Here is a 21,798-nt window from a genome sequence, read left to right on the forward strand (position 1 = left end):
GGGATTATTTCATGACATGCCTGTGAATCGTGTTGTGAGGCAGTGATATTGTTTACCGGTGAAATCCTGTTTTTAGAAATGAAATACGCATGCACTTCGCCTGTGAATACGTTTATAGGCTTTCGGCTCAATACACATATTGATGCGTCCTTTCAAACTAGTTTCTGAATACAGTCCGAAGGGTGATCAGCCCAAGGCAATTTCCCAGCTTACAGAAGGTATGCTCGCAGGAAAGAAACACCAGACATTGCTCGGTGTGACAGGTTCAGGAAAGACCTTCACAGTAGCCAATGTCATACAGAATGTGCAAAAACCAACTCTTGTGATAGCACACAACAAAACCCTTGCTGCACAGCTATTTTCTGAGTTCCGGGAATTCTTCCCGGATAATGCCGTTGAGTATTTTGTCAGTTATTACGATTATTACCAGCCTGAGGCTTACCTGCCTACAACTGATACTTATATCGAAAAGGATGCGTCAATCAACGAAGAAATAGACAGGCTGAGACTTTCGGCAACCAAAGCTCTGCTGGAGCGCAAAGATGTTATTGTGGTTTCCAGTGTTTCCTGCATCTACAACCTCGGTTCTCCTGATGAGTGGAGAGCTATGTCTGCGATGCTCACTCCCGGAATGGAGATTGACAGACCTGCTTTCCTTGAATCACTTATCAATATTCAGTATGAAAGGAATGATATTGATTTTACACAGGGTACTTTCCGTTTGCGTGGGGATACGATTGAAATATTTCCGGCACAGGAGAAGGAAGGGATAAGAGTCGAGCTTTTTGGTGATGAGATTGACAGGATTGCTTATTTTGATACTCTGGCTGGAAAAGTGCTGGAAGAAGTGCTTCAGGGTGAGACAATCGGTATCTATCCTGCCAAACACTTCGTTATGCCAGAGGAATATATTGACAAGGCTCTGGGCACAATTGAAGCTGAACTTCATGACAGGCTGGCTGTGCTGAAGTCGGAGAATCGTTTGCTTGAAGCTCAGAGACTGGAACAGAGGACCAAGTTTGACATGGAGATGATCCGTGAGCTTGGTTATTGCAGTGGTATTGAGAATTACTCCCGGCACTTTGACGGCCGCCGCCCCGGCGAGCCTCCATCTTCCCTGCTTAATTTCTTCCCTGATGATTATCTTCTGGTTATTGATGAATCACATGTAACCATCCCGCAGGTACGCGGAATGCACAACGGTGACAGGGCAAGGAAGCAGTCACTGGTAGAGTACGGTTTCAGGTTGCCTTCGGCTCTTGATAACAGGCCGCTGCGTTATGATGAGTTTGAGAGGCAGCTTGACAATGTTATTTATGTTTCTGCAACTCCTGCGGAGTATGAGGTTGAGAAAAGCAAGGCTGTGGTTGAGCAGATTATTCGTCCTACAGGCCTTGTTGATCCTGAAATTACTGTCCGGCCGGTTGAGAATCAGGTGGATGACCTTATCGGTGAGATTCGCAAGGTAACTGCGAAAGGATTCAGGACTCTTGTGACGACTCTGACTAAAAGGATGTCCGAGGATTTGACAGAATATCTTCTGGAGCTGGGCATCAGGGTGCGATATATGCACTCGGATATCGATACTCTTCAACGTGCGGAGATTGTCAGGGATTTGAGAAAAGGTGAGTTCGATGTGCTTATCGGAATTAACCTGCTGCGAGAGGGTCTTGATATTCCTGAGGTTTCTTTTGTTGCGATACTGGATGCTGATAAGGAGGGTTTCCTGCGCTCGGAGCGTTCACTTATCCAGACTATCGGACGTGCTTCAAGGAACTCGGAAGGTCGTGTCATCCTGTATGCTGATAATATGACTGGTTCTATGGAGCGTGCTATCAGTGAAACCGAGAGGCGTCGCAAGCTTCAGATGGAGTTTAACGAGAAGCATGGTATTACGCCAACTACAATTCGCAAGGCTCTGCAGAAGGAACTTGTGAAGGGTGAGAAATACCAGCCTGCTTCCGGTGTGATGGCAATTGCAGAGGATTCTTCGGCGCGTGAGATTAAAGATATTATCATTGACCTTGAGGCTGATATGCACCTTGCTGCCAAGAATCTTGAATTTGAGAGGGCGGCAGAACTTCGAGACAGGATAAAGGAACTCAGGGAAGAGTATTCCCTGTGATTGCTTCCTCTTTTAAATACAATTCCGGATTATATTCATTATCAGGCGAAAAGATTATATTGGAAAAAGCACTGTATTGGGTGTCCAAACTGCGCTGGTGGTTTAGTGGCTATGACTGAGGCCTTCCAAGCCTTAAACCCGGGTTCGAATCCCGGTCGGCGCACTCAATTTTTTTTCTTAAAATTAAGATTGTTACTAGACTTTGTTTTATTTTGTTTTTAGAGCAGGAATGCAGGAAGTTTACATCAAATGGCTTAGAGGAGATTCATTAAAGAAAAAGACCTGGGCAAATAATTACCTGGAATTTGATCCGGAACTTGTGAGGAAAGAGTACCTCTCTTGTGTTCCTGAATTGATTTCAGATAATTAACATAACCAGTAGTATGATTTATACAAATACCCAATTACACTATATATCAGCATCTTGGAAGTATTCATAATCAATCATATCCATTGTGACATTTTCAATCCCGCTATCTATTAAAAATTTATACACAGAATCAAAAGCCTCACTTAAAAACCATTCATAATTATCTTTAAATTCGCTGGGATCATAATATTGTTCTTGACTTTCATATACTGTAATTGAACAGTACCAAGTCATCTCAAACCCATCATTATAATAGAGGGTTATTCCACTAATTTCGACATGAAACATGTATTGAGATAAATCAAAATGAACGGAATCTAGTTCAGAATGTTGATACACAAAAGTCAAATCTGAAACATCAAATCTAAATTTCAACAATATTTTAGTTATGAGCTCATTTAAAAAAGTTATATTGCCATCATCTAAATAAGGGAACTCTTCTTCTATATATACCATCGACTTGAGATTAACCGAGAGAGGTTCAACTATAATAGAAGTTATTGTTACAACATTATCTATTATGGTATGAGATACAATAACGGATTCTAGCTTTACAGGAATTGGTATGTTTGATTTATCCAATATCAGATTTAAAAATGATTTAAATTCAGTGTTGTTTACATTTGGATTGGTACTTTTAAAATCAATTATTTCAATATCATTACCTGTGTATTCTTTAAATTCCAAAAGAGTTGATTCTGATTTAAAATCTTTTTCATTATTAGTCAAAAAGAAAACGTGATTAGTATTATTAGTACACTCATTTTTAACATAGTCAATAATTGAGTACCATATAACAGTATCTTTGAATCCATTATCACCCACATATCGATTCTTTTTTTGGTCAAAAAATGGTTTAAATGGTAAATGTTTATGAACCGATTTTTCAATGATTGTAGGTAAATAATTATTATTGCAATAAGGAACAACTACAATTTTCCGCCATGACAAAAAATATGACCCTTTAGATTCAAGTTTAGAATGAATGTGTTCATATGTGTATTCTAATAAACCAGATAATTTTCTTTCATCAAGATGTTCAATAGTTCTCTGAAATTTACTAATCTCAGATTGAATTAAATGTGTTTTAATAGCATATATTTCATCAAGAACTAATTTGGGAATGAGAATCTCTATTTTCCGATATCCTCCAAAGATATTATTAAAATTATCCCGAATAGATAACAAATCATTTAACAATCTTATGTTGAAAATACTATATGTGATTTTTTTACTGTAAAACAAATTAGTATCCAAAAACAAATAGAAACATTCGTTAGTTTCAACTGGTGGATCTTGTTTATTAGTATATGCGGAATTACCTTTCATTTATACAGATTTTAAAATTATAACAATATATGTTTTTTGATAAGTAGCATCATATAATTACTCCCTTTTTAAAATCAAGTCAAAAATCAATTTGTAACTTGATTCCATACGTCGAACAATCCTTCGGTATAAGGAGCATATGTCTAGGATACAGTAGGAAGAGCGTCCTACTCATCAAAAATCATCAAATGTAACTAATTTAGAACGTTTTGATACATTTTTTAAATTGGTTGTATTTTGAGTTAATTTATGCGATATTTCGTTATAGATACTAATCATATCTAAGTTACTTAACTTATTTTGGGTTGAAATCCTGCCTTCTGAATTAAGAATTAGCTGAACAGTTTTTTCCATATATTCATAATCAATATTCATAGAAGTAATTGATGAATATTCATCATCAGCTATTTCAGTAGTAACATCTCTTCCAAATCTTGCTATTTTGGTAATAGCACCATCTGATGTTTCCCAAAAACCCCATGCACTAATAAGTTTTTCCAGATGTAATATAGATGAAAAGTTAAAAGGTATGTCACTACAAGACAGTTTTTTTTCTTTATTTGCTAATTTAGTAAAGCTACTAGCAACTTTTTTTGGTGCAAATATGTAAACATGCTTATAATCAGAATCAATCAACAATTGAAAAGAATCAACTTTAGAATATCCTCTGTCATAATATTCAAAAAAGTTTTCAATTTTTTCAATGACATAAATTGGTTCCATTATCAACCGTGAAGCTGAACTAACGTTATAATGTATAAATCCATATTTTTTACCATTGTATTTGACACTTGTTTTGGGAATAGAACCCTTATCTTCACTCCAATCGCTTAACTCTTTCTGATTATCGAATGCAAAATCAAGTAAATTTTTGAATTCAGAACAAATATTCTCAATTCTATGTACTGTTAGACTGTTCGACACAAAATTACTTATGAAAACATTACTTAAAAACGTAATGTTTTTTTTATCAGATTTATGCCTATTTAAAAGATTTTACAACACTTAACACATCATTTTTTTGTACTGAAGTGATTTTTAGATAATCGCGCTTAAGAATTATTTTACTTGTAGAAGGAGCATGGATCATAGATAATTCATAAGAATTCACATCAACATTTTTAGGGGCATGAAATTTGAAATAGGCATTTTCAAAAGAAAAATACAAGTAGAATGTATAACTGTTGACATTGATTCGCCAGCCATTTAATGAAATATCTCTTTGAAAATTATCTAAATACTCAATTATACTATTAACATCACTATCTTTTGTTTTCATTGTAGATTTTCTCTTACTCATTTGTATAGTAAAAGTGTCTTCAGATGCAGTATCTACAGTGACATGAAACGAATCATTTACAATGACATCTAATTGGTATTCAGTATCTTTATATGTTCGGAATTTACAATCTGTATTTGACAGGCTATTTAATACAATATCTTTCAAATCATTAAACGGTATATCTGAATTATAAGATACAATAGGTTTCAAAGATAACTCTGATCTGTAATGTTTCAATCTTATGATTTTCTCCGATATATTCCATTTGTATTCTATATAAAGAGAAAGAATGAAAGATGTTAAAGCAGTAGCTACGATAGCATAAATTGTTTCTAATAGCATGCTTCCAGCACCATTAACTATATTCGTTGTGTTCACTCTTAGCACTCTTTGTTCAATTATGATTTGTTCTTACGCTTTTTATTCCAATAAGGTGATTTACACTTTGGACAGATTGTAGGCAATATTCTATTTTTAACACGTGGGATCCACTCATGACCACATCTTTCACATTTGCAACCATCAACCACAATTTTTATTTTTGCCATTAGTTTATACAATCAAGTAGAATATTTAAAATTAATTAACTTTAACGTTTATCATGAGTAATGTTTAGAGCAATCTTTTTCTTCTCTAATATTCAAAAAAGTCATTGACATATCACAGTCGTTTAAACTGTAGTATTGGTATTTGATTCTCTCTTCTTTCGTGTCGCTCTTTCCTTCGGAATAGGAGCATAGGGGAGCCGGCTAAAGCCGGCTCCCTTCCATGAGCTCAAAACTATTATTTCCAACAGGTTAGTAAAGTGAATATTAATTAACTCTCTTTTTCCTAGAAAACACTCTAATGATGCCTTTTAAGATATCCATATTATACCGGCGTATTAACGAATGAAAATCATATCTGTATAACCCATATTCTTCTTCTATCTTGTAAATGCAATCAGCATTAATATTTTGAATTGAATCATTAGTATGTAATGATATGAACTCTCCTTTGTTCAAAAGGAAACCTTCTATTATGGCGTTATTTTTAGTAGTAATTTTAACTTTTTTATATGATTTATCATAATTACCATTTTTACGTGCAATTGAAGTTAATAGTAAAAACGATATGTAAACTGTTAAAAACAAATGATAATAGTCACTATTATTGTCAATAATAGTACCTTCTAATGAAAATGTATAGCAAATAGCTGAAGCGGCAATATATATTACTATCATTGAATAAAAGACCAGTAGAATGTCGATATTGCTTTTTTGATCTGCAACATCACTTGTAATATAGCTATTATAATCATAAGCAAACTTCTTATTGAACCCTCTTTTATAAACGGCATCACATATTACAATAATAATTAACAAATGAATTGATATATGAGAAACTGTAGCTAATTTGTTTACAAATAGTTCTTCTTGATAATTAGAAGAATATGTCACAGAAAACAATGCAGAGGGAATAATAACATTCCGTAAAAAGAACATACCACCATCTTTGTATATTTTTTCTTTCTTTGCATCTGAAGACTTTGAATTATACGCCATCCCAAACCAGTAAATTGTAATAGTTAAAATAGTCAAAAAAAGAGAAAAATAAATCAAAACATCCATACATGAGTATGGAAACCTTAAACATATTAACTTTTTTATTTATGGACTAATGTATCCTTTAACCTTCCCAATTACCCAGGGAATAGCACTCTCAAACAACCAGGGAGTTACATAGTTCTTATTTGATTCGTAGAACAGGGAAGCAGTCAGACCCATAAAGAGACCTATGAGAAAGGCCGCCAGGATGTTTTGAAGGATCCACATGGTTAAGGTGTGAGAAGTGTACAGGGTGGAACCCTGGATTATAAAGTCATTAGTTGTTACGTTTATCATCGTTGGAATCAAGTAGGCCAACCTCCTGCAGGTAATCAATTACTTCTGATGTGTCCAGTTCTGATGAATGGGTGTTGTCAAAGAATAGAAGATCTTCTTCGGTCAGGGGTTCTGGATCCGGACGTTTCAGGGATGGAAGTTTAGATCTTAATTTGGAGAAGTGAGTTACCGGGAAAGTACAGAGTTCCTGGTATCCTAAGAAACAGGTTGTAAAATAGTAGTATAATATGAATGGCGTCGAATATATCCACCCGACGCCGTACCCAGGTCCCACGCTATCCAGCCCATTGAGTACATAATAATGTCTATTATGGCTACATATAAACATTTCTGAAAACAAATGATGAACGCCATAATGATGCACGATGGGAATGGGTATTATTGACTAAAATAAGACGGGTTTGTGTGGGAGTGGGTGTGTCAATAATACCAGGTTACAGGTAGTTTCCATTAATTAAGTGAGGTATTAATTAATGGCAATATTTTGTACTCAACCGGCAACATTCCCAAATTTATTAAAGGAATCTTGGTATAAATGTATGGTGGTCTGAAAGTTCTGTATATTTCAAGCGTGGGGATTATGACTGGCGAATTCACAAAGAAGATTTAACTATGTTTTTATATTATACATTATAAAATCTAATATATGTCCGCAAAAATAAGATTAAAAGATACAATCATATATCAAATTGCCACAAATATTCTCTCTCACTATGAATGTCCATCTGATTGTCCTGCACATTGTTGTAAGGCAAAAACAATTGAGATGGATGCAATTGACTTGAAAGAATTAAGTAATGTATCAAAAGCAAAAACAGAAGATCTTGATTTTAGAGTCACCAACAGCACCACGTATTACTCTCTAAAGAATCCTTGTCCATTTTTATCAGAATCAGGGAAGTGTGGTGCATATGGATACAGGCCAACTATTTGTCGAATATATCCATTTAATACGAGTCCGGAGCCAGGAATGTTTACAATTGATCCCTGCAAAATGGGTATAATTATTTTGTGTGATCTTTACAAACACATGATGGAAATTGAGAAAGAATCAGTTCCTGAGCATGTTTACATAGCTCTCAAAGAATGTTCTGATATCTTTGAAAGAAACAAAGGAATAGCTTACAATGTCACAGGTTTTGGATTTTCTATAGAATATTTGAAAATATTTAGCGATTATCTGAATTCTAAATAACCATGTCTTTCAGATAGCTGATATAGCCCAGTATGAACAATCTGTCTCAGTCAATAAAAAGGATGTCTCTGGTATCAATGTTGGATGGATACCTCTTTATTTTTCATATTTTCAATCTTTCACTAAACAGCATGAAAACGAGTTGTCATTTAATTTGAAATACACAAGACAAGACGGATAACTTTTGTTTATCTTTTTAACAAATTCAGAGTCACCTGTGTAAAAGTTAATGGGAACAATATCACGGAGATTCGTCATGAGTTCAAAAAAGATTCTTTCATCATTTGGGTCTTTGAAGTACGTACCAATAGTTGCTTCTTTCACAGCTTTCAGATGATTGTGGTTTAACAATATTATTTTACCATCATTTGAGTGCATATCATCCAGTTTCTTGTATAGTGACTGAGAATAGTTTATAGCAAGCTGAAATAAAAAAGCAGGAAGCATATGACTATCGTTGTCTTTTAGAAATTTAAGTATCTCATTATAGACCAGATCCAAAAAATTAGATATTCCGGGATTGGATGATTTTATTTTCTTAAAAGAGATTATCAATTGTTCCTGATATTCCATTTGGGACATTTTCTTATTTTGGAAATTAGGCAAAAACTGAATAATCTCAACAATAATCTGGTTTATACGATTCCTGAAAAGATTTTGAGATTCGGATAAGACAGTTGAACATAAAATAATATAGTCATTTCTGCCATTTTTCATTATTGATATTGCTCTTTTGTGAAGCCTGTCTTTAGGGTTTATCAAAGCAATTAAAATATTGGAATCAATGGAATAATTCATGTTAAACCACTAAAGCTTCAAAAATGGCGTCATTATCCTTTACATTCTTGCTTTCTTTATAATTGTATAAACTCAGGCTGGACAAAAAATTCTGAAAATCCAGATATGAAACTTTTTTTCTGTGAAATGCTTCTATATAAAGTAACGAAAATATTATTTCATTCCAGATATTTGAATCAGCTAACTTGCTATGTGGGATATCCAAAGCTTCTTTAATCATTTCCTGAATTAAATAAAATACCTGATCAAGCAGCAATAATTGCGTAATGTCTTCACCATCATCCCACATTCGTGAATTTATTTCATCTCTGATTGAAACTATCCTGCCATTGAGTTTTCTAAGAGACAAATTCAAAATATGATGTATCTGTTTTTGCTCAATATTCAATCTTCTGTGGTTTAGTTCCTTGAAGATATCTCTAATCTCGTCTAATTCGGACACTTTTCTTTCCAATTCATCAATGAACTCTTCATCAAATATCCTGCCAGCAACGATATCCGTGAAAAAATCAATTATTTTTTCCCGGGTTTCAAAATCAAAATTCGAGATTTTGTTAATCTCTTTTTTGAATAAATAAGATTGATGCATAGACCTCAAATAATCAATACCGCCAACTACAGGCCTCATGATAAATGTAATTCCATCAAACATGTCTGTTGAAAAACTGTTTAATATGGAATCGATTGGTGCAAATTCATCAATTCTATAATTATCCATAACAATTCACATTTAAGATTTCATTGATTAATAACTTTGCTACGATCCTCTGTCACACAAATTTATCAACTTATTTTCTACATGAGGAACAAAGTTTCAAATAACCCGCGATTTCCAATAAAATCTCCAAATTGCACTCTTCAAAACCTGAAGAGCACAATCAGGATACTAAAAACTATTATTGCACTTCAATAGATTCAAGAATGGTATTCATGGTTTCGACATCATTTTTGTTTTCCAGATAGCTGATATAGCCCAGTATGAATAATCTGTCTCCTTCAACGAAAAGGATGTCTCTGGTATCAATGTCGGATGGGTCGCTTGCAATTGCCTCATACGCTTCATATCCGTTGAAGGTAGTATATTTGCCGCCGGGAGCGCCATATGAGTCGACAACCTCTTCAAGTGAAGTCGCACCCAGTGAAGACATACTTAAAACAGCTATATTGGCAAAAGCATTTGTTTCGTTATTCTTGAACGTCACTCTGCTTGTAGTTTCCATTTTTTCCCAGGTAGCCGGGTATTTTACAGTAAATCCATTTTCTGAATCTGAATATGTAGCATAATTTTCAATATCACTGTTACTGTTGGTATCATCCGTGCAGCCGCTGGTCATCACAACAGCACATGCCAATACACAAAGTACACAAAAAGTAGTCACTGATTTCTTTGTTTTCATGATTTTTTTCACCGTCAACATACGTGTCTTTGATGTAACCACCCCATGAGATCAAAGATACTTCCAAAGGTACTTCGTTTCAATATTTAAATTCTTGTTTTGTGGCTCTGTAGAATTCCTGGCAAAACCGGTCTATTTACCTTCAAATTTGAATGACAGGATTTCTACAGAGCTGTTTTTGCTAAAGGATTACAATGGCTCCTGATTAATCTCATCCCATGAATCATCAATTATGGCTTTTATGATTGCACGCTGTCTTAGAGAAACCCAGATTGTGTGATTTGTGAGTTCTTCGGCTAGATCTTCATTTGAGCGGTCACCATAACCTTCATGACTGCTGGTAAATGTGTATATCAACAGATGCGTGGAAGGCAACGTATCTTCCCTACTATGTTCTTCTAATGTCAGGTTAGAGCCATCAAAACTGTAAGTAGGCATGGAAGTGATCCAGGGTTCAACAATTGCCTGTGCTTCTTCAAAAGAAGGCTCTAGTGCAAGTTGTTTTTGGGAATCCATGTAACTTTCAATCTCATATAAATCTTCAATCTGGTATTTCGGAGAATCTGAATCAATAGTTAAAGTGTGAATTTCACCATCCTGCAACACAGTAACTTCCAGAGTACCGGAATCTGAATCATCCGGTCGGATTTTTTGTGCCTGCGAAGAAGAACTAATCTCAAGGAAAGGCTTTCCTGTAAGCATATAAGGTGGTTGTTTCCATTGATACTCAATCATAGGTCTGGTGTAATGCGCTTTGAGTTCATTGTCAGGATTGTAAATACTAATGTCCATAGTACTTGAATTAATCATCAATTCCTGTTTTTCCATATTGGTTGCAGAAGTGGTCACATATTTCATGGAAATAATAGTAGCATTCTCTGATATTGTAAATTCTTCCTGTTCTGTACATCCAGAACTCATCAGAATTAAAAAAATGAACATAATAGTTATTTTTGCATTATTCATAAATAAATGAATAATCTCTCTGGTATAAAGGACTTTGTAAATTCCAAAGTAATTTTGATTATAATCATATTGTGCCGGTATTGCCAATAAGAATCTCTTTCAGAGATTTCCCAGGAATTCTCCACCAACTCCGCCAAACATAATAATCGATGAGGTAATCAAACATATCAGGCAGGTCAGGAGATTTGCCAGCCTGAACTCATAAGAGCTAATGATCCTGTAGAACATGGATTCGCTTATCAGGTTGAGCCAGAACATCATCAGAACCGGCAGGGAAACAAAATACAGGATTCCTGACAGGGATAATTTGAATGGTTTTCGCAGGTCAGTGTGCAAACTGTCCATTAGCTCTTCCATACTCTTTTTGCAACATAGCAATGTATTGTATGATGAATTTACTCTTCTGGCGTTTGCAGTTCCGTATTTCATTGCAGGAAGAATTCTGGTAATCAACTGTGGGTTTGTTATAACCGGTTTAATAAGAGGAATTTTAGAATTAACTTCAAAATATCTAAGGGTTTGTTGAATCTCGGAGGCTTTATTTGTCAGCCACAAGTACAACAGGGAATCAAAGTTTGTGGAATAAGTTTCCGCGAATTCACAGTATATTGATGAGTACCTGTTTAGAAAATCTAATTTCCGGCGTACAATAGCTATCAAAATTAATCTTTTAACAAATCCGGCTGTCACAAAAAGCAGAAATATCACAATCAGCAGAATCGTAGCATCCATTTTTACAGTACTCATTATATTTGTGGGATATAATTATACTAATGAACTATATACTATGTATTTAAGTTTATTTACCGGAATCTATGTAGAACTATTTTGGCTATGGCTAATAATACCTATGCTAATAAAATTGATAAAGTTTGTAGCATTAATAGTAATAATAGCAATAGTAATTATAATAACAATATTAAGTACCTTGATTGTATCCGTTACTCATTTTTAATCTCAGACGTCCAACGTCTTGCCGTGTTTGCTCTGGAGTATATCCATTATCTTCTTTTTGGCACATTCTTTCTTTCTGGTCTCAATTTTCTTGAAATTTTCAGATTTATATTCAAAACATGACCAGTTAAACAGGACAGACACATCTCCTATTAACTTTCTGTGGACTAGATTTAACCCGGCATTTGTCAGCTCCTTAGTTTCCCAGTCAAGCAGCTTATTTTCCACAAGTATCTCACAATGTTGTGCAAAGCATGCAAAAGAAATTTGAAGGAAATTCAGGACTTCTGTCTCTGTTACAAAACCAAGGTAAAAACAGAACAAAATACGGATCTGCACATCTTCCTTAAGATTCAGGCATCCGTAGATAGCCAGAATCACTGAATAATCACGTGATTTCAGGACAACAAAAGCATCATTAACAGTATGGATCATCAGATCCATAAAACAGGTATTTTCAGGAATCTCAACCTCTATTGCTTCAATAGATGCAGGACAGATGAATTTATCAATATCAGCTGTAGCTACATTACCGCATAATTTTGAATTTCCAAATTTCCATATAATTCTGTTAGCTTCATCATCACATGGTCCCATATTGCAATCCAGGCAATTCCAGACCGTAGACAGGTTATCGAAATCCTCCTGAATATTAGATCCGAGCTTCTTCTTTTCAACACCCTTTACCCTGTCTACAAGATCAAGTCCAAGGGGTGTCAGAGTAGCATACTTATCAACGAGTCCTTTGGTTTTCAAAGACGCAAAAGTCCTGTTGACCAATTCATCATCACCTTCGAAAATAGGGACAAGCATATCAAGACTATTAATTCCCGATGCCAGGAGGCACAAAAGTCGTATATCTTCCGGTTTCATAGTTCCAATAACTGGGTCAGCCTTCATTCCTAAAAGGCTCATCATCATATATTTCAGGTTAGAAATATCGGATTTCTTTCCGGAAAGTATCATGGAAGAAACTACTTCGCCTATACCGATTGTCGCATCTTTTTTATAATCAATAACAATTACCGAACCATGTTTACTGGAATTCTGGAGTTTACAGAGAATAGCATGCGGCAAGGGCCTGTCAACGATAAGGATGTTTTCCAGATTGATGTGTATCGATCTGTCAGTGGTCTGGATTGTCATTTCTTTATCGCTGAGAATAACCTTCCAGGGTGTCCACAGCGTGTTATCGATACTGAAAATGGTATTGATACGTGGAATATCTGCAATTCCTATAAACTCGATCTCACCATAAATCACTCAATCCCTCTTTAATTGTAAAAAGATGTTTTCATGGTTCCCACACCAAAGAAATAATCTCAATCATCCCATGCCAAATATATATTATTAGTATCTATAAGTATTTTGCCGTATATATAATATTAAATAACAGTTCTCTATTTTATTTTCCACAGTTATGGACAATGGCTACATCAATTCTGAGATGTTCGTTTTTATCATCGCAATCAGTCCCCTGTTATAGCTACAAACGAGTTTGAAGCTTAGACAATTGATTAATATGTTCAAGTCTTTCTATTAATCGTAACAATCGGTTATAATTACCGGTTGCAAGGCACTAGAGGAGGATATAACATGTCATCTGACAATAAAAACGATAAATCATATTTCGCCATCATTGCGCTATCAGTAGTGCTGGTGGTGATGTCACTAACTATATATGCCATCTCACAGGATGGAACTGAACAAACTACAGCAGACACAATTACCATGAGCGGATACGCCGAACAGAATGTCGTCCCTGACACCGCATCATTAAGTATAGGCGCTGTCATCCAGGCCGAAACAGCACAGGAAGCATCTGACGAGAATGCTGCCATAATGAGCGCTGTCATATCAGAACTCAAAGCCCTCGGCCTTGAAGACAAGGAAATACAGACATCCTATGTTTCCGTGTATCCGGTCTATAATTATGACGGGGAACGAACCATCACAGGTTATTCCGCATCCAACAGCGTACAGGTCACAACCACAAAACTCGATTACCTGAGCGATATCATCGACAAATCAACTGCATCAGGTGCTAACCAGATAGGAAGTATTTCCTTTTCAGTCTCTGATGACATGCAGGATGAACTTCGTGAAGAGCTTGTAAGTGAAGCTGTAGGCAATGCAAGAGCAAAGGCCAACGAACTTGCTGACACCCTTGATCTAAAAATCACAGGTGTGCAGACTGCATCCATAAACAGCAACAGTAATTCTAAAATCTACTATGCAATGGATGTAGAAGAAGCAGCAATGGATGCAGGCGGAGTTTCCACACCAATAGAACCAGGAGAGTCCACAGTTTCAATGTCAGTACAGGTAACATACTACATTGAATGATATGGACTAATCCATTCAAAAAGCGATTATAAAAACGACCAACCAACCAACCACTCCACTCAGGAGTTGCATGAAAACAAAGATTTTTTTGCAACTCCTCCCTATCCTTTTCCTTCTTTTTACAGATCTGAAAGAGCTTTTATAGATTCAATTACTGATAAAACAAGATGAGTAATTGGGAGTTTATAGTACCTTATCTTGAACATCTTTCATATGTGGGTATTTTCATAACTCTCGGTTTTCTGGGATATTTCATTCCGCTGCCGGAAGAAGTTCTTCTACTCATCGTAGGTTACATTGTCAGTCTTGGTTTCGGAAATCTCTGGATAGTAATCGTTGTCAGTCTGATTGCAGGTGCTTCCGGGGATATATTGCTCTACTGGCTCAGTAAAAACGGAAGCAAATTACTATCACGTTTCGATAGTAATAAAGATAAGAAAAAGATTGCCCGTTATGAGCATTTAATGGAGAACCACGGTGGCAAAACCATTTTCACATTCCGGCTTATAGTAGGCCTTCGCTTTTTCGGCCCTGTAGTTGCCGGGTCTGCAAACGTGCCCTGGCGCAAATTCGTATTCTATGACCTGTTAGCCCTTTTGTCATTTTACCCAGTTCTCATAACAGCAGGATACATATTCCATAGCAATCTCCAGAACCTGATAACTGATGTCAGTGTTCTGAGTCATGTAATCTTCTTTGCCGTTATGGGCTTAATCGCAATAGTCCTTAGTATCTATTACAAGAAGAACTTCTCACGCTGAATTCAAAAAGTACACTTTGCTCATCTTATTGAAACTTATTGAGCCTGATTAATTTCCAATTTCTTCAACTAACAACCTTACGGCCTTCGGTCCGTTCAATTCCACTGCCATCTCACGCATTTCTGCAAGCTTGTTTCTGTACTTTTCATCACTAATAAGCAGCCTGACGTTTTCAAGTATATCTTCGGGAGATGCAGAGTAGTCCATCATTTTTCCAAGGCCATCTTCCTCAATAACAAAAGCATTGTTCTGCTGTTCACTATGCTTCTGATCAGGAACGCTTATCATCGGAACTCCAAAGCTCAGGGCTTCCATCATGGTACTGTGACCTCCAGGAGCGATAACAAGGTCTGAAGCCTTCATATATGGGAACTGGTCATCGATGAATTTCAGAATTGTAACATTCTCCGGTAATTCTCCAAGACTTGCAGGGTCAACGCTTGGGCCTGAAAGCAAAGTATAATTGATGGAACTATCCAGACCTGCAGCTTCAATTACTTTTCTAAAAATAGGTTCACGGTAGCCAAATCCACCAACTGTACAGAGTACGTGCGGACGCTGTAGTTCTCCGGTTTTTGTTTCCCCAAAGGTCTTTCCTATAAGCGGACCACTGAAAAACACTTTTTCCCATGTCTTTTTCCTGAACTCCAGATTCTTCCTGCATACTGTGTGTGGCAACGGAAAATCAGGAATTATTACTTTATCAGCCATCCTGAACATTCCGGTGTAAGATTTTTTCACAAGCTCGGCTACTATTTTACTTGACACGCCTTTACCCTTGAAGAACTCCTCCATATTTGACTGGTTCACAATCAAATAGCATGGAATACCGCGGGATTTAGCACTTAGCATTCCCATGAAATAACTGTCTGATATTACAACATCAGGCTTTGTTCTCTTGAGAAGCTTGCGTATCTTTATTATGCCCAGAAACTGTCCTCTCTTGAAAGTTGCAAGAATAGACTTTTTCAGATTCAGGGAACCTGCTTTACCGACAAGAGTTATTTCCGAGGGGACCTTGTGGGTCTTAAGTCCCTTACGTTCAATAAGTTCCTTAGAATACCCGTAAGCTCCAACATGTACATCATGCCCGGCAGAAGCAAGCTCTCTTCCAATGGATATACATCGGCTGGTGTGTCCAAGACCTTCGCCGCAGACAAATATCATTACTTTCATCTTAACACCAAAAAATAGTCAGAACAAAAACCTGACTGGTGCATTTACGTTTTTATCTCTTAAAAATACTTTCATTATCAATCTATTATCTGTGTATTTTGTTTTTCAAAAAAGTAATGTGCGATTACACATTTTACAAATGTTTAATTGTTAACAACGCGTCCGATTCTGGAAACCTGTGGCTGCTTTGATATCCTGTACAACAGGAAAGGTAAACCTGAACCAAAGAACTGCTGTGCAAGGTGCATTGTCATATTACAGATGTACGGGTGTTTATCCCTGTTGTCACCGCACACGAGGCTGACAGCCCTATCTACTACCTCCACTCCAGTAGAGTAGTCACCCTCGTGTGGCATGCGTTTTTCCATATTAAAGATAAGCTCTATCCATGCATTTATTTCATGGCTGATGTGTTTCCAGATTGGTTCATCAATCATCATGTAAGACCTGCCCTTCTCAATGTTTCTGAAATACTCTCTGAAAGTATCTCCTTCTGCCACAGTATAGACTCTCCCCATCCTGCCTGTGTGGCTGTCAGTGGTCACAGCCATTCCTTTCCTGAAACGCTGTGCCAGGACCATTGAGAAAAAGTTCTTCTGCTTCAGGTCCTGCATGTTGTATTCGATCACCGGGAAATGTTTTGCAAGCTCAGGCACAGCCATGATATTCGGTTTTTCTCCTGGTTTAAACCAGAACGGGTGATTGTACATGTGCAGGATGTCATTATCATTAAAGTAGTCAAGAAGCATATATACATCCTGCTTTTTCTGTACAATTGTCTCCATCTCGGCATATTGCCCCTTATCAAATTCAAAAGCATTGATGTGGATAGTGTGCCCTACATTTTCCATGTCAGTTATGGACAATTCCACTCCAGAGGTAAGATTATCCCTTTTCCATCCCATTCTGTCATATGCTTTCACAGTATCATGATCTGTAAATGTCACAAAATTGAGTCCATCTGATAATCCTTTTTTAAAAAGATTTTCAGGTTTAGTTAAATAGCTTGCAGGCACGTCATAGGAGCAGGAAGTGTGTACATGCAGGTCTGCCTTACAAAAGCCATTTTCAAGAAGTTCTATCGCTCTGTCGGATGCAATTATTTTTTGCATTGTGCTGTCCTGTTTGTGGAACACCCTATCCCTCCTGTTTTATTGAAATCCCGTTTATATTCGGTTTTTCTTCTATGTGTGCATATGTCTCTTACTAGAAATAAATAGTTAATCTACATCATCTATAGTTATCTCTATTTTCTATATAATAAACAAATAAATACATATCAGACACTTTTATACATATGTCCGAGTACAAGACAAGTCCCGATAAACGTATGATTTTTCTGATATTCGTGTGTGGCGAAGGACTTGGTCACACAGGAAGATGCATTTCTCTTGCATCTGAAATTCTGAGCGCAGGTCACACCGTTTTCATTGGAGCCTACGGCTATTCACAGAAATTAATAGAGGAGTCCGGACACATTGTTGAGGAGATACCTCAGGAACTGCGGCTCTGCGGCAAAAAAGGTTCACTTGATCTGAAAAGTTCAATACTTTCAACTGCAAAAGGAATTTCCCTGGGTAATATCAATTCAGTCACAAAACTGATAGAAAAAACAAAGCCGGATTTTGTGATATCAGATGGTTACTACAACGGGATAATAGCTGCAAAACGCAAAAAGGTTCCTGTATGCATGATAGTGAACCAGTCAAATATGCAGGACTTTTTCAGGAACAAGGGCTTTGTAATAGGGACTGTAGGGTATACAGTTAAGAAATTCTATACATGGATTTACAGGAATGTGGATATGATATTCGTTCCTGATTTTGTTCCACCTTTTACTATATGTGGTTCCAATCTTTCATTCCCTGATGAAGTAAAGGATAAAATTAGATTCAGTGGTCCTGTGCTCAGAAAAAAACATGAGAAAGTTATTCCGATAAAAGACTTAAATCATCCGCATGTACTTTGCAGTATAGGAGGTTTCGGCTACCGTATCCAGATATTCAAAACACTGTTGGAGACTGCAAAAATGGACGACAGCATAAACTATACTCTGATAGGCGGTCCGGATCTGGATTATGATCTCCTTGAAGATGTCCCTGAAAATGTAGATATTAAGCGTCTTATTCCTGATCCTTTTCCATATTATCGGTCAGTGGACCTTGTAATTTGTGCAGGAGGGCATGGAACAATTACGGAATCTCTCAGTTACGGGCTTCCGGTAATTTCATTCCCTGACAAATCACACAATGAACAGGAAAATAATGCACAGTTCATCGAAGATAATGGGTATGGCAGAAGATTCTCTTACTCCGTAACACCTGAAGAACTGTTGCAGGCAATACGCTCTCTGGCAGATGATGAAAAATACAGGTCAAATGTATCTATATTAAAAGGGCAGGCCATGAACTGTCACGGACCTACTTTCATAAGGGAAAAGCTGGAGGAATATTTATCCTCAGTTCCCAGGGTGCATTCTCATCAGCAACTCTATTAACCTGAATAATTCTTCGTGGTCATGCAGGACTATGTCAGCGTGTTCGAGTTCTTTCCTGGTTAGATAAGTAGGTATGCCGATGGTGAATACTCCTGCATTTTTGGCAGATTCAACTCCAAGAATTGCATTTTCAACCACGATGCAATTTTCTTTGCTGACTTTTAGCATTTCAACGGCTTTATTGTATGGGTCTGGTGCCGGCTTTCCTTTTTCCGTATCATCGCCGCTGACAATAACATCAAAGATTCCCGGGAAATATTTAGCCATCATCATTTCCACAATTTTCCTGTCAGATCCCGAAACAACTGCAAGTCTGAATTTACCATTGATTTGCCTGAGGATATCGTCAACACCATCAAACAGGATGACATTATCCCTGTCAAAAAGCTGATGTTTTCTTTCAGGTAATGTTGTGAGTATTGCTTCCATGTCTATGGACTCATTTACATTCATCCCAAGGACTCTTTTCACAATTCCTGAATCATTTTCGCCTTCAAGGGCGAATATGTCTCTTTCATCTATGGAGATTCCAGCTTCCATAAATGCATTTTTCCACGCCATTGCATGCAGGTGCATAGAATCTAGGAGCACACCGTCCATATCAAATATCAGAGCTTCCATAACAACTGAAAATTTGTACGTGGATATATCTAATTAATCTAAGGTTCAACCATAGATTATGAAATCTATATATTTCTACTAAAAGGAACCACAATCCTCTTTACACTTTCAGGACAATTTATTGTATATGGATAAGGGCGGGGCAATTTTTGCTTTATTGACGGTGTCTACTGTCATGCTTGGTTCATGGTTTTTTGCAGGATTGCATGTTTCAATGACAACTGAAGAGCTTGCATACAGGACACTTTATGAATTAGAGGGCAATATTGAGTTAAGGGAGTACGGGGAAATTACATTTGTTTCCACGTCATCAAATGATATTGATGATGCTTTTTCGATACTTTCGTCTTATATTTCCCGTAAAAATATGGAAAAGAAGAACATTGATATGATATTTCCTGTTATCATAGTTGGGGATGACACTATAGTAAATATGTCGTTTATACTACCGGCTGAATATAGTGCTGATACTGCACCCTCCCCGATAAATCCGGAAATCACAATTCATAACGTTTCTTCAAGGAAAGTGGCTGCAATCAGATTCTCGGGGTATGCAAAAAGCGATATTATCGAAGAAAAACGTTCAGTTCTAATATCAAAACTTGATGAAAATGATCTTGTAACTAAAGGAGATTTTTTCCTGATGTGCTACAATCCTCCATGGATTCCCCCTGCTCTGATGCGAAATGAAATTGCTGTTGAGGTGGAATAATTGGCAAAAAAATACAAATTATCTTTATTTATATTCAGGCGTGACCTCAGGATTGAAGATAATACTGCTTTGAATCTTGCAATAAAAAACTCTGATAAGGTCATTGCATGTTTCATTTTTGATCCAAGGCTTGCTGATGAAAATCGAAAACATTTCAATCCAAATTCATTCCAGTTCCTGCTGGAATGTCTTGAAGATCTGGGTGAGCAGTTAAAGTCCATAAACGGAAGTTTGATATTATTATCCGGTCTTCCTGAAGATATCATTAAGGATTTGAAAGGTAAACATGAAATTGATGCTGTCTTTTTCAACAAGGATTACACGCCTTTTAGCAGGAAACGTGATTCTGCGATTATAAAATCCTGTGAGGATTCTGGTATTGATATTGTAAGCTGCCATGATGCTTTACTGCACGAACCTGGTACGGTGCTTACAAACGAAGGCAAAACATATTCTGTGTTCTCCCAGTTCTTCAAAAAAGCTTCACAAAAAGGGATTCCGTTTCCAAAAACAGCTGAAGGGGGTCAAATTTATTCTGGAATCCTGGATGGAGATCAGGTTGAAATTTCTGATTTTTCAATTGAGAGAAATACTTCTCTATTTACAAAAGGAGGCAGAAGCCATGCTCTTTCAGTCCTTCAGGATATAAGCGGTTTCAGTAACTATGACAATGAACGTGACTATCCGTCAATAGCAGGAACTACGGGACTTTCGGCTCATAATAAACTGGGAACTATATCTGTACGTGAATTTTATCACTACGTTGAAAATGAACTGGGAAAGGCCCACACCCTCATAAATGAACTTCACTGGCGCGATTTTTTCACCCATATTGCTGTTGCACATCCTTATGTTTTTACAGGTGCTTTTAAGAAGAAATTTGACTCACTTTCATGGTCAAATGATGATAAGTTATTTGATGCATGGTGCCGGGGACAAACCGGTTTTCCAATTGTTGATGCTGGAATGAGAGAACTCAACACGACAGGATACATGCATAATCGTGTTAGGATGATTGTTTCATCTTTCCTCGTGAAGGATCTGCATATTGACTGGAAATGGGGTGAACGATATTTTGCCAGCAGGCTTGTGGATTATGACTCATGCGTGAATAATGGCAATTGGCAGTGGGCTGCATCAACCGGTGCGGATTCACAGCCATATTTCAGGATATTCAATCCATGGCTTCAGCAGAAAAAGTTTGATCCAGATTGCCTGTATATTAAAAAATGGGTTCCTGAACTTGAAGCTCCTTCACCTAAAACTATTCATTCAATGGAAAAGGGGCAGCAACTATTAGGAGTTGATTATCCGCAGCCGCTTGTGGTTCATTCGGAGGAAAGGAATGTTGCACTTACAGCTTTCAAGTCAGTTGGTTGATAGGCG

22 protein-coding genes and 1 tRNA gene are annotated in these 21,798 nt (G+C 36.8%); 9 read left to right on the forward strand and 14 right to left on the reverse strand.

Translation table 11 applies throughout. The annotated features are described in order from the left end of the window. Positions 1–142 precede the first annotated feature (142 nt). From uvrB to V7O61_RS03050, 3 genes are all read left to right on the forward strand, one after another. Positions 143–2,125: an excinuclease ABC subunit UvrB gene (gene uvrB, locus V7O61_RS03040; protein ID WP_407282765.1), complete on the forward strand. Its 1,983-nt coding sequence runs from the start codon at positions 143–145 to the stop codon at positions 2,123–2,125. A gap of 91 nt (positions 2,126–2,216) precedes the next feature. Beyond that, positions 2,217–2,288, forward strand: a tRNA-Gly gene (locus V7O61_RS03045). Positions 2,289–2,354: 66 nt separating this feature from the next. Then, entirely contained in the window at positions 2,355–2,495 is a 141-nt protein-coding gene (locus V7O61_RS03050) for a hypothetical protein (RefSeq protein ID WP_407282764.1), read from the forward strand. A gap of 39 nt (positions 2,496–2,534) precedes the next feature. Here the strand turns inward: V7O61_RS03050 and V7O61_RS03055 are convergent, their stop codons facing one another. The 5 genes from V7O61_RS03055 to V7O61_RS03075 form a co-directional block, all read right to left on the reverse strand. After that, positions 2,535–3,824: a PIN domain-containing protein gene (locus tag V7O61_RS03055; protein WP_407282763.1), complete on the reverse strand. Its 1,290-nt coding sequence runs from the start codon at positions 3,822–3,824 to the stop codon at positions 2,535–2,537. A gap of 174 nt (positions 3,825–3,998) precedes the next feature. Then, positions 3,999–4,748 (reverse strand): hypothetical protein, encoded by a 750-nt coding sequence (locus tag V7O61_RS03060; RefSeq protein ID WP_407282762.1) that lies wholly within the window; start codon positions 4,746–4,748, stop codon positions 3,999–4,001. Positions 4,749–4,806: 58 nt separating this feature from the next. Then, positions 4,807–5,484: a hypothetical protein gene (locus V7O61_RS03065; RefSeq protein ID WP_407282761.1), complete on the reverse strand. Its 678-nt coding sequence runs from the start codon at positions 5,482–5,484 to the stop codon at positions 4,807–4,809. A gap of 434 nt (positions 5,485–5,918) precedes the next feature. Beyond that, on the reverse strand, positions 5,919–6,716 hold the full coding sequence (locus V7O61_RS03070) for a hypothetical protein (RefSeq protein WP_407282760.1): 798 nt from the start codon (positions 6,714–6,716) through the stop codon (positions 5,919–5,921). 253 nt (positions 6,717–6,969) lie between these two features. After that, positions 6,970–7,263 carry a hypothetical protein gene (locus V7O61_RS03075; protein WP_407282759.1) on the reverse strand — a complete coding sequence of 98 codons (294 nt, stop codon included), beginning with the start codon at positions 7,261–7,263 and terminating at the stop codon, positions 6,970–6,972. 372 nt (positions 7,264–7,635) lie between these two features. On the opposite strand from V7O61_RS03075, the gene V7O61_RS03080 reads away from it, so the two are divergent. Further along, positions 7,636–8,184: a YkgJ family cysteine cluster protein gene (locus tag V7O61_RS03080; RefSeq protein WP_407282758.1), complete on the forward strand. Its 549-nt coding sequence runs from the start codon at positions 7,636–7,638 to the stop codon at positions 8,182–8,184. Between the two features lie 111 nt (positions 8,185–8,295). Here the strand turns inward: V7O61_RS03080 and V7O61_RS03085 are convergent, their stop codons facing one another. The 6 genes from V7O61_RS03085 to V7O61_RS03110 form a co-directional block, all read right to left on the reverse strand. Beyond that, positions 8,296–8,982 carry a hypothetical protein gene (locus tag V7O61_RS03085; protein WP_407282757.1) on the reverse strand — a complete coding sequence of 229 codons (687 nt, stop codon included), beginning with the start codon at positions 8,980–8,982 and terminating at the stop codon, positions 8,296–8,298. Position 8,983: 1 nt separating this feature from the next. Beyond that, positions 8,984–9,700 (reverse strand): hypothetical protein, encoded by a 717-nt coding sequence (locus V7O61_RS03090; protein ID WP_023844507.1) that lies wholly within the window; start codon positions 9,698–9,700, stop codon positions 8,984–8,986. A 178-nt stretch (positions 9,701–9,878) separates the two neighbouring features. Further along, positions 9,879–10,379 carry a PsbP-related protein gene (locus tag V7O61_RS03095; RefSeq protein WP_023844506.1) on the reverse strand — a complete coding sequence of 167 codons (501 nt, stop codon included), beginning with the start codon at positions 10,377–10,379 and terminating at the stop codon, positions 9,879–9,881. A 189-nt stretch (positions 10,380–10,568) separates the two neighbouring features. Then, positions 10,569–11,300, reverse strand: coding sequence for a hypothetical protein (locus tag V7O61_RS03100; RefSeq protein WP_407282756.1), 732 nt, complete (start codon positions 11,298–11,300; stop codon positions 10,569–10,571). A gap of 144 nt (positions 11,301–11,444) precedes the next feature. Beyond that, positions 11,445–12,092: a hypothetical protein gene (locus V7O61_RS03105; RefSeq protein WP_407282755.1), complete on the reverse strand. Its 648-nt coding sequence runs from the start codon at positions 12,090–12,092 to the stop codon at positions 11,445–11,447. A 210-nt stretch (positions 12,093–12,302) separates the two neighbouring features. Further along, complete coding sequence (locus V7O61_RS03110) at positions 12,303–13,562, reverse strand: hypothetical protein (protein ID WP_407282754.1); 1,260 nt, start codon at positions 13,560–13,562, stop codon at positions 12,303–12,305. Between the two features lie 333 nt (positions 13,563–13,895). Between V7O61_RS03110 and V7O61_RS03115 the strand changes: the two genes are divergently transcribed. Together V7O61_RS03115 and V7O61_RS03120 are read left to right on the forward strand one after the other, a co-directional pair. Continuing rightward, the gene (locus V7O61_RS03115; RefSeq protein ID WP_023844502.1) at positions 13,896–14,645 is read left to right on the forward strand and encodes an SIMPL domain-containing protein; all 750 of its coding nucleotides are present in this window, start codon (positions 13,896–13,898) and stop codon (positions 14,643–14,645) included. 167 nt (positions 14,646–14,812) lie between these two features. Beyond that, positions 14,813–15,406 carry a DedA family protein gene (locus V7O61_RS03120; protein ID WP_407282753.1) on the forward strand — a complete coding sequence of 198 codons (594 nt, stop codon included), beginning with the start codon at positions 14,813–14,815 and terminating at the stop codon, positions 15,404–15,406. Between the two features lie 48 nt (positions 15,407–15,454). Here V7O61_RS03120 and V7O61_RS03125 read toward each other — a convergent pair whose 3' ends face one another. Next, positions 15,455–16,582, reverse strand: coding sequence for a UDP-N-acetylglucosamine--N-acetylmuramyl-(pentapeptide) pyrophosphoryl-undecaprenol N-acetylglucosamine transferase (locus V7O61_RS03125; protein WP_407282752.1), 1,128 nt, complete (start codon positions 16,580–16,582; stop codon positions 15,455–15,457). Positions 16,583–16,725: 143 nt separating this feature from the next. Further along, positions 16,726–17,718 carry a PHP domain-containing protein gene (locus V7O61_RS03130; protein ID WP_407282751.1) on the reverse strand — a complete coding sequence of 331 codons (993 nt, stop codon included), beginning with the start codon at positions 17,716–17,718 and terminating at the stop codon, positions 16,726–16,728. A 161-nt stretch (positions 17,719–17,879) separates the two neighbouring features. On the opposite strand from V7O61_RS03130, the gene V7O61_RS03135 reads away from it, so the two are divergent. Continuing rightward, entirely contained in the window at positions 17,880–19,079 is a 1,200-nt protein-coding gene (locus V7O61_RS03135) for a UDP-N-acetylglucosamine--N-acetylmuramyl-(pentapeptide) pyrophosphoryl-undecaprenol N-acetylglucosamine transferase (RefSeq protein WP_407282750.1), read from the forward strand. Here V7O61_RS03135 and V7O61_RS03140 read toward each other — a convergent pair. After that, positions 19,041–19,700: an HAD family hydrolase gene (locus V7O61_RS03140; protein ID WP_407282749.1), complete on the reverse strand. Its 660-nt coding sequence runs from the start codon at positions 19,698–19,700 to the stop codon at positions 19,041–19,043. The two genes, V7O61_RS03135 and V7O61_RS03140, sit on opposite strands and share 39 nt — an antisense overlap. Positions 19,701–19,875: 175 nt before the next feature. On the opposite strand from V7O61_RS03140, the gene V7O61_RS03145 reads away from it, so the two are divergent. Continuing rightward, positions 19,876–20,412 (forward strand): heme-binding protein, encoded by a 537-nt coding sequence (locus tag V7O61_RS03145; protein ID WP_052324303.1) that lies wholly within the window; start codon positions 19,876–19,878, stop codon positions 20,410–20,412. Continuing rightward, positions 20,413–21,792, forward strand: coding sequence for a cryptochrome/photolyase family protein (locus V7O61_RS03150; RefSeq protein WP_407282748.1), 1,380 nt, complete (start codon positions 20,413–20,415; stop codon positions 21,790–21,792). Positions 21,793–21,798: the final 6 nt, after the last annotated feature.

The sequence above is a fragment of the Methanolobus sp. WCC1 genome (genome assembly GCF_045690315.1).
Taxonomy (GTDB): Archaea; Halobacteriota; Methanosarcinia; order Methanosarcinales; family Methanosarcinaceae; genus Methanolobus; species Methanolobus tindarius.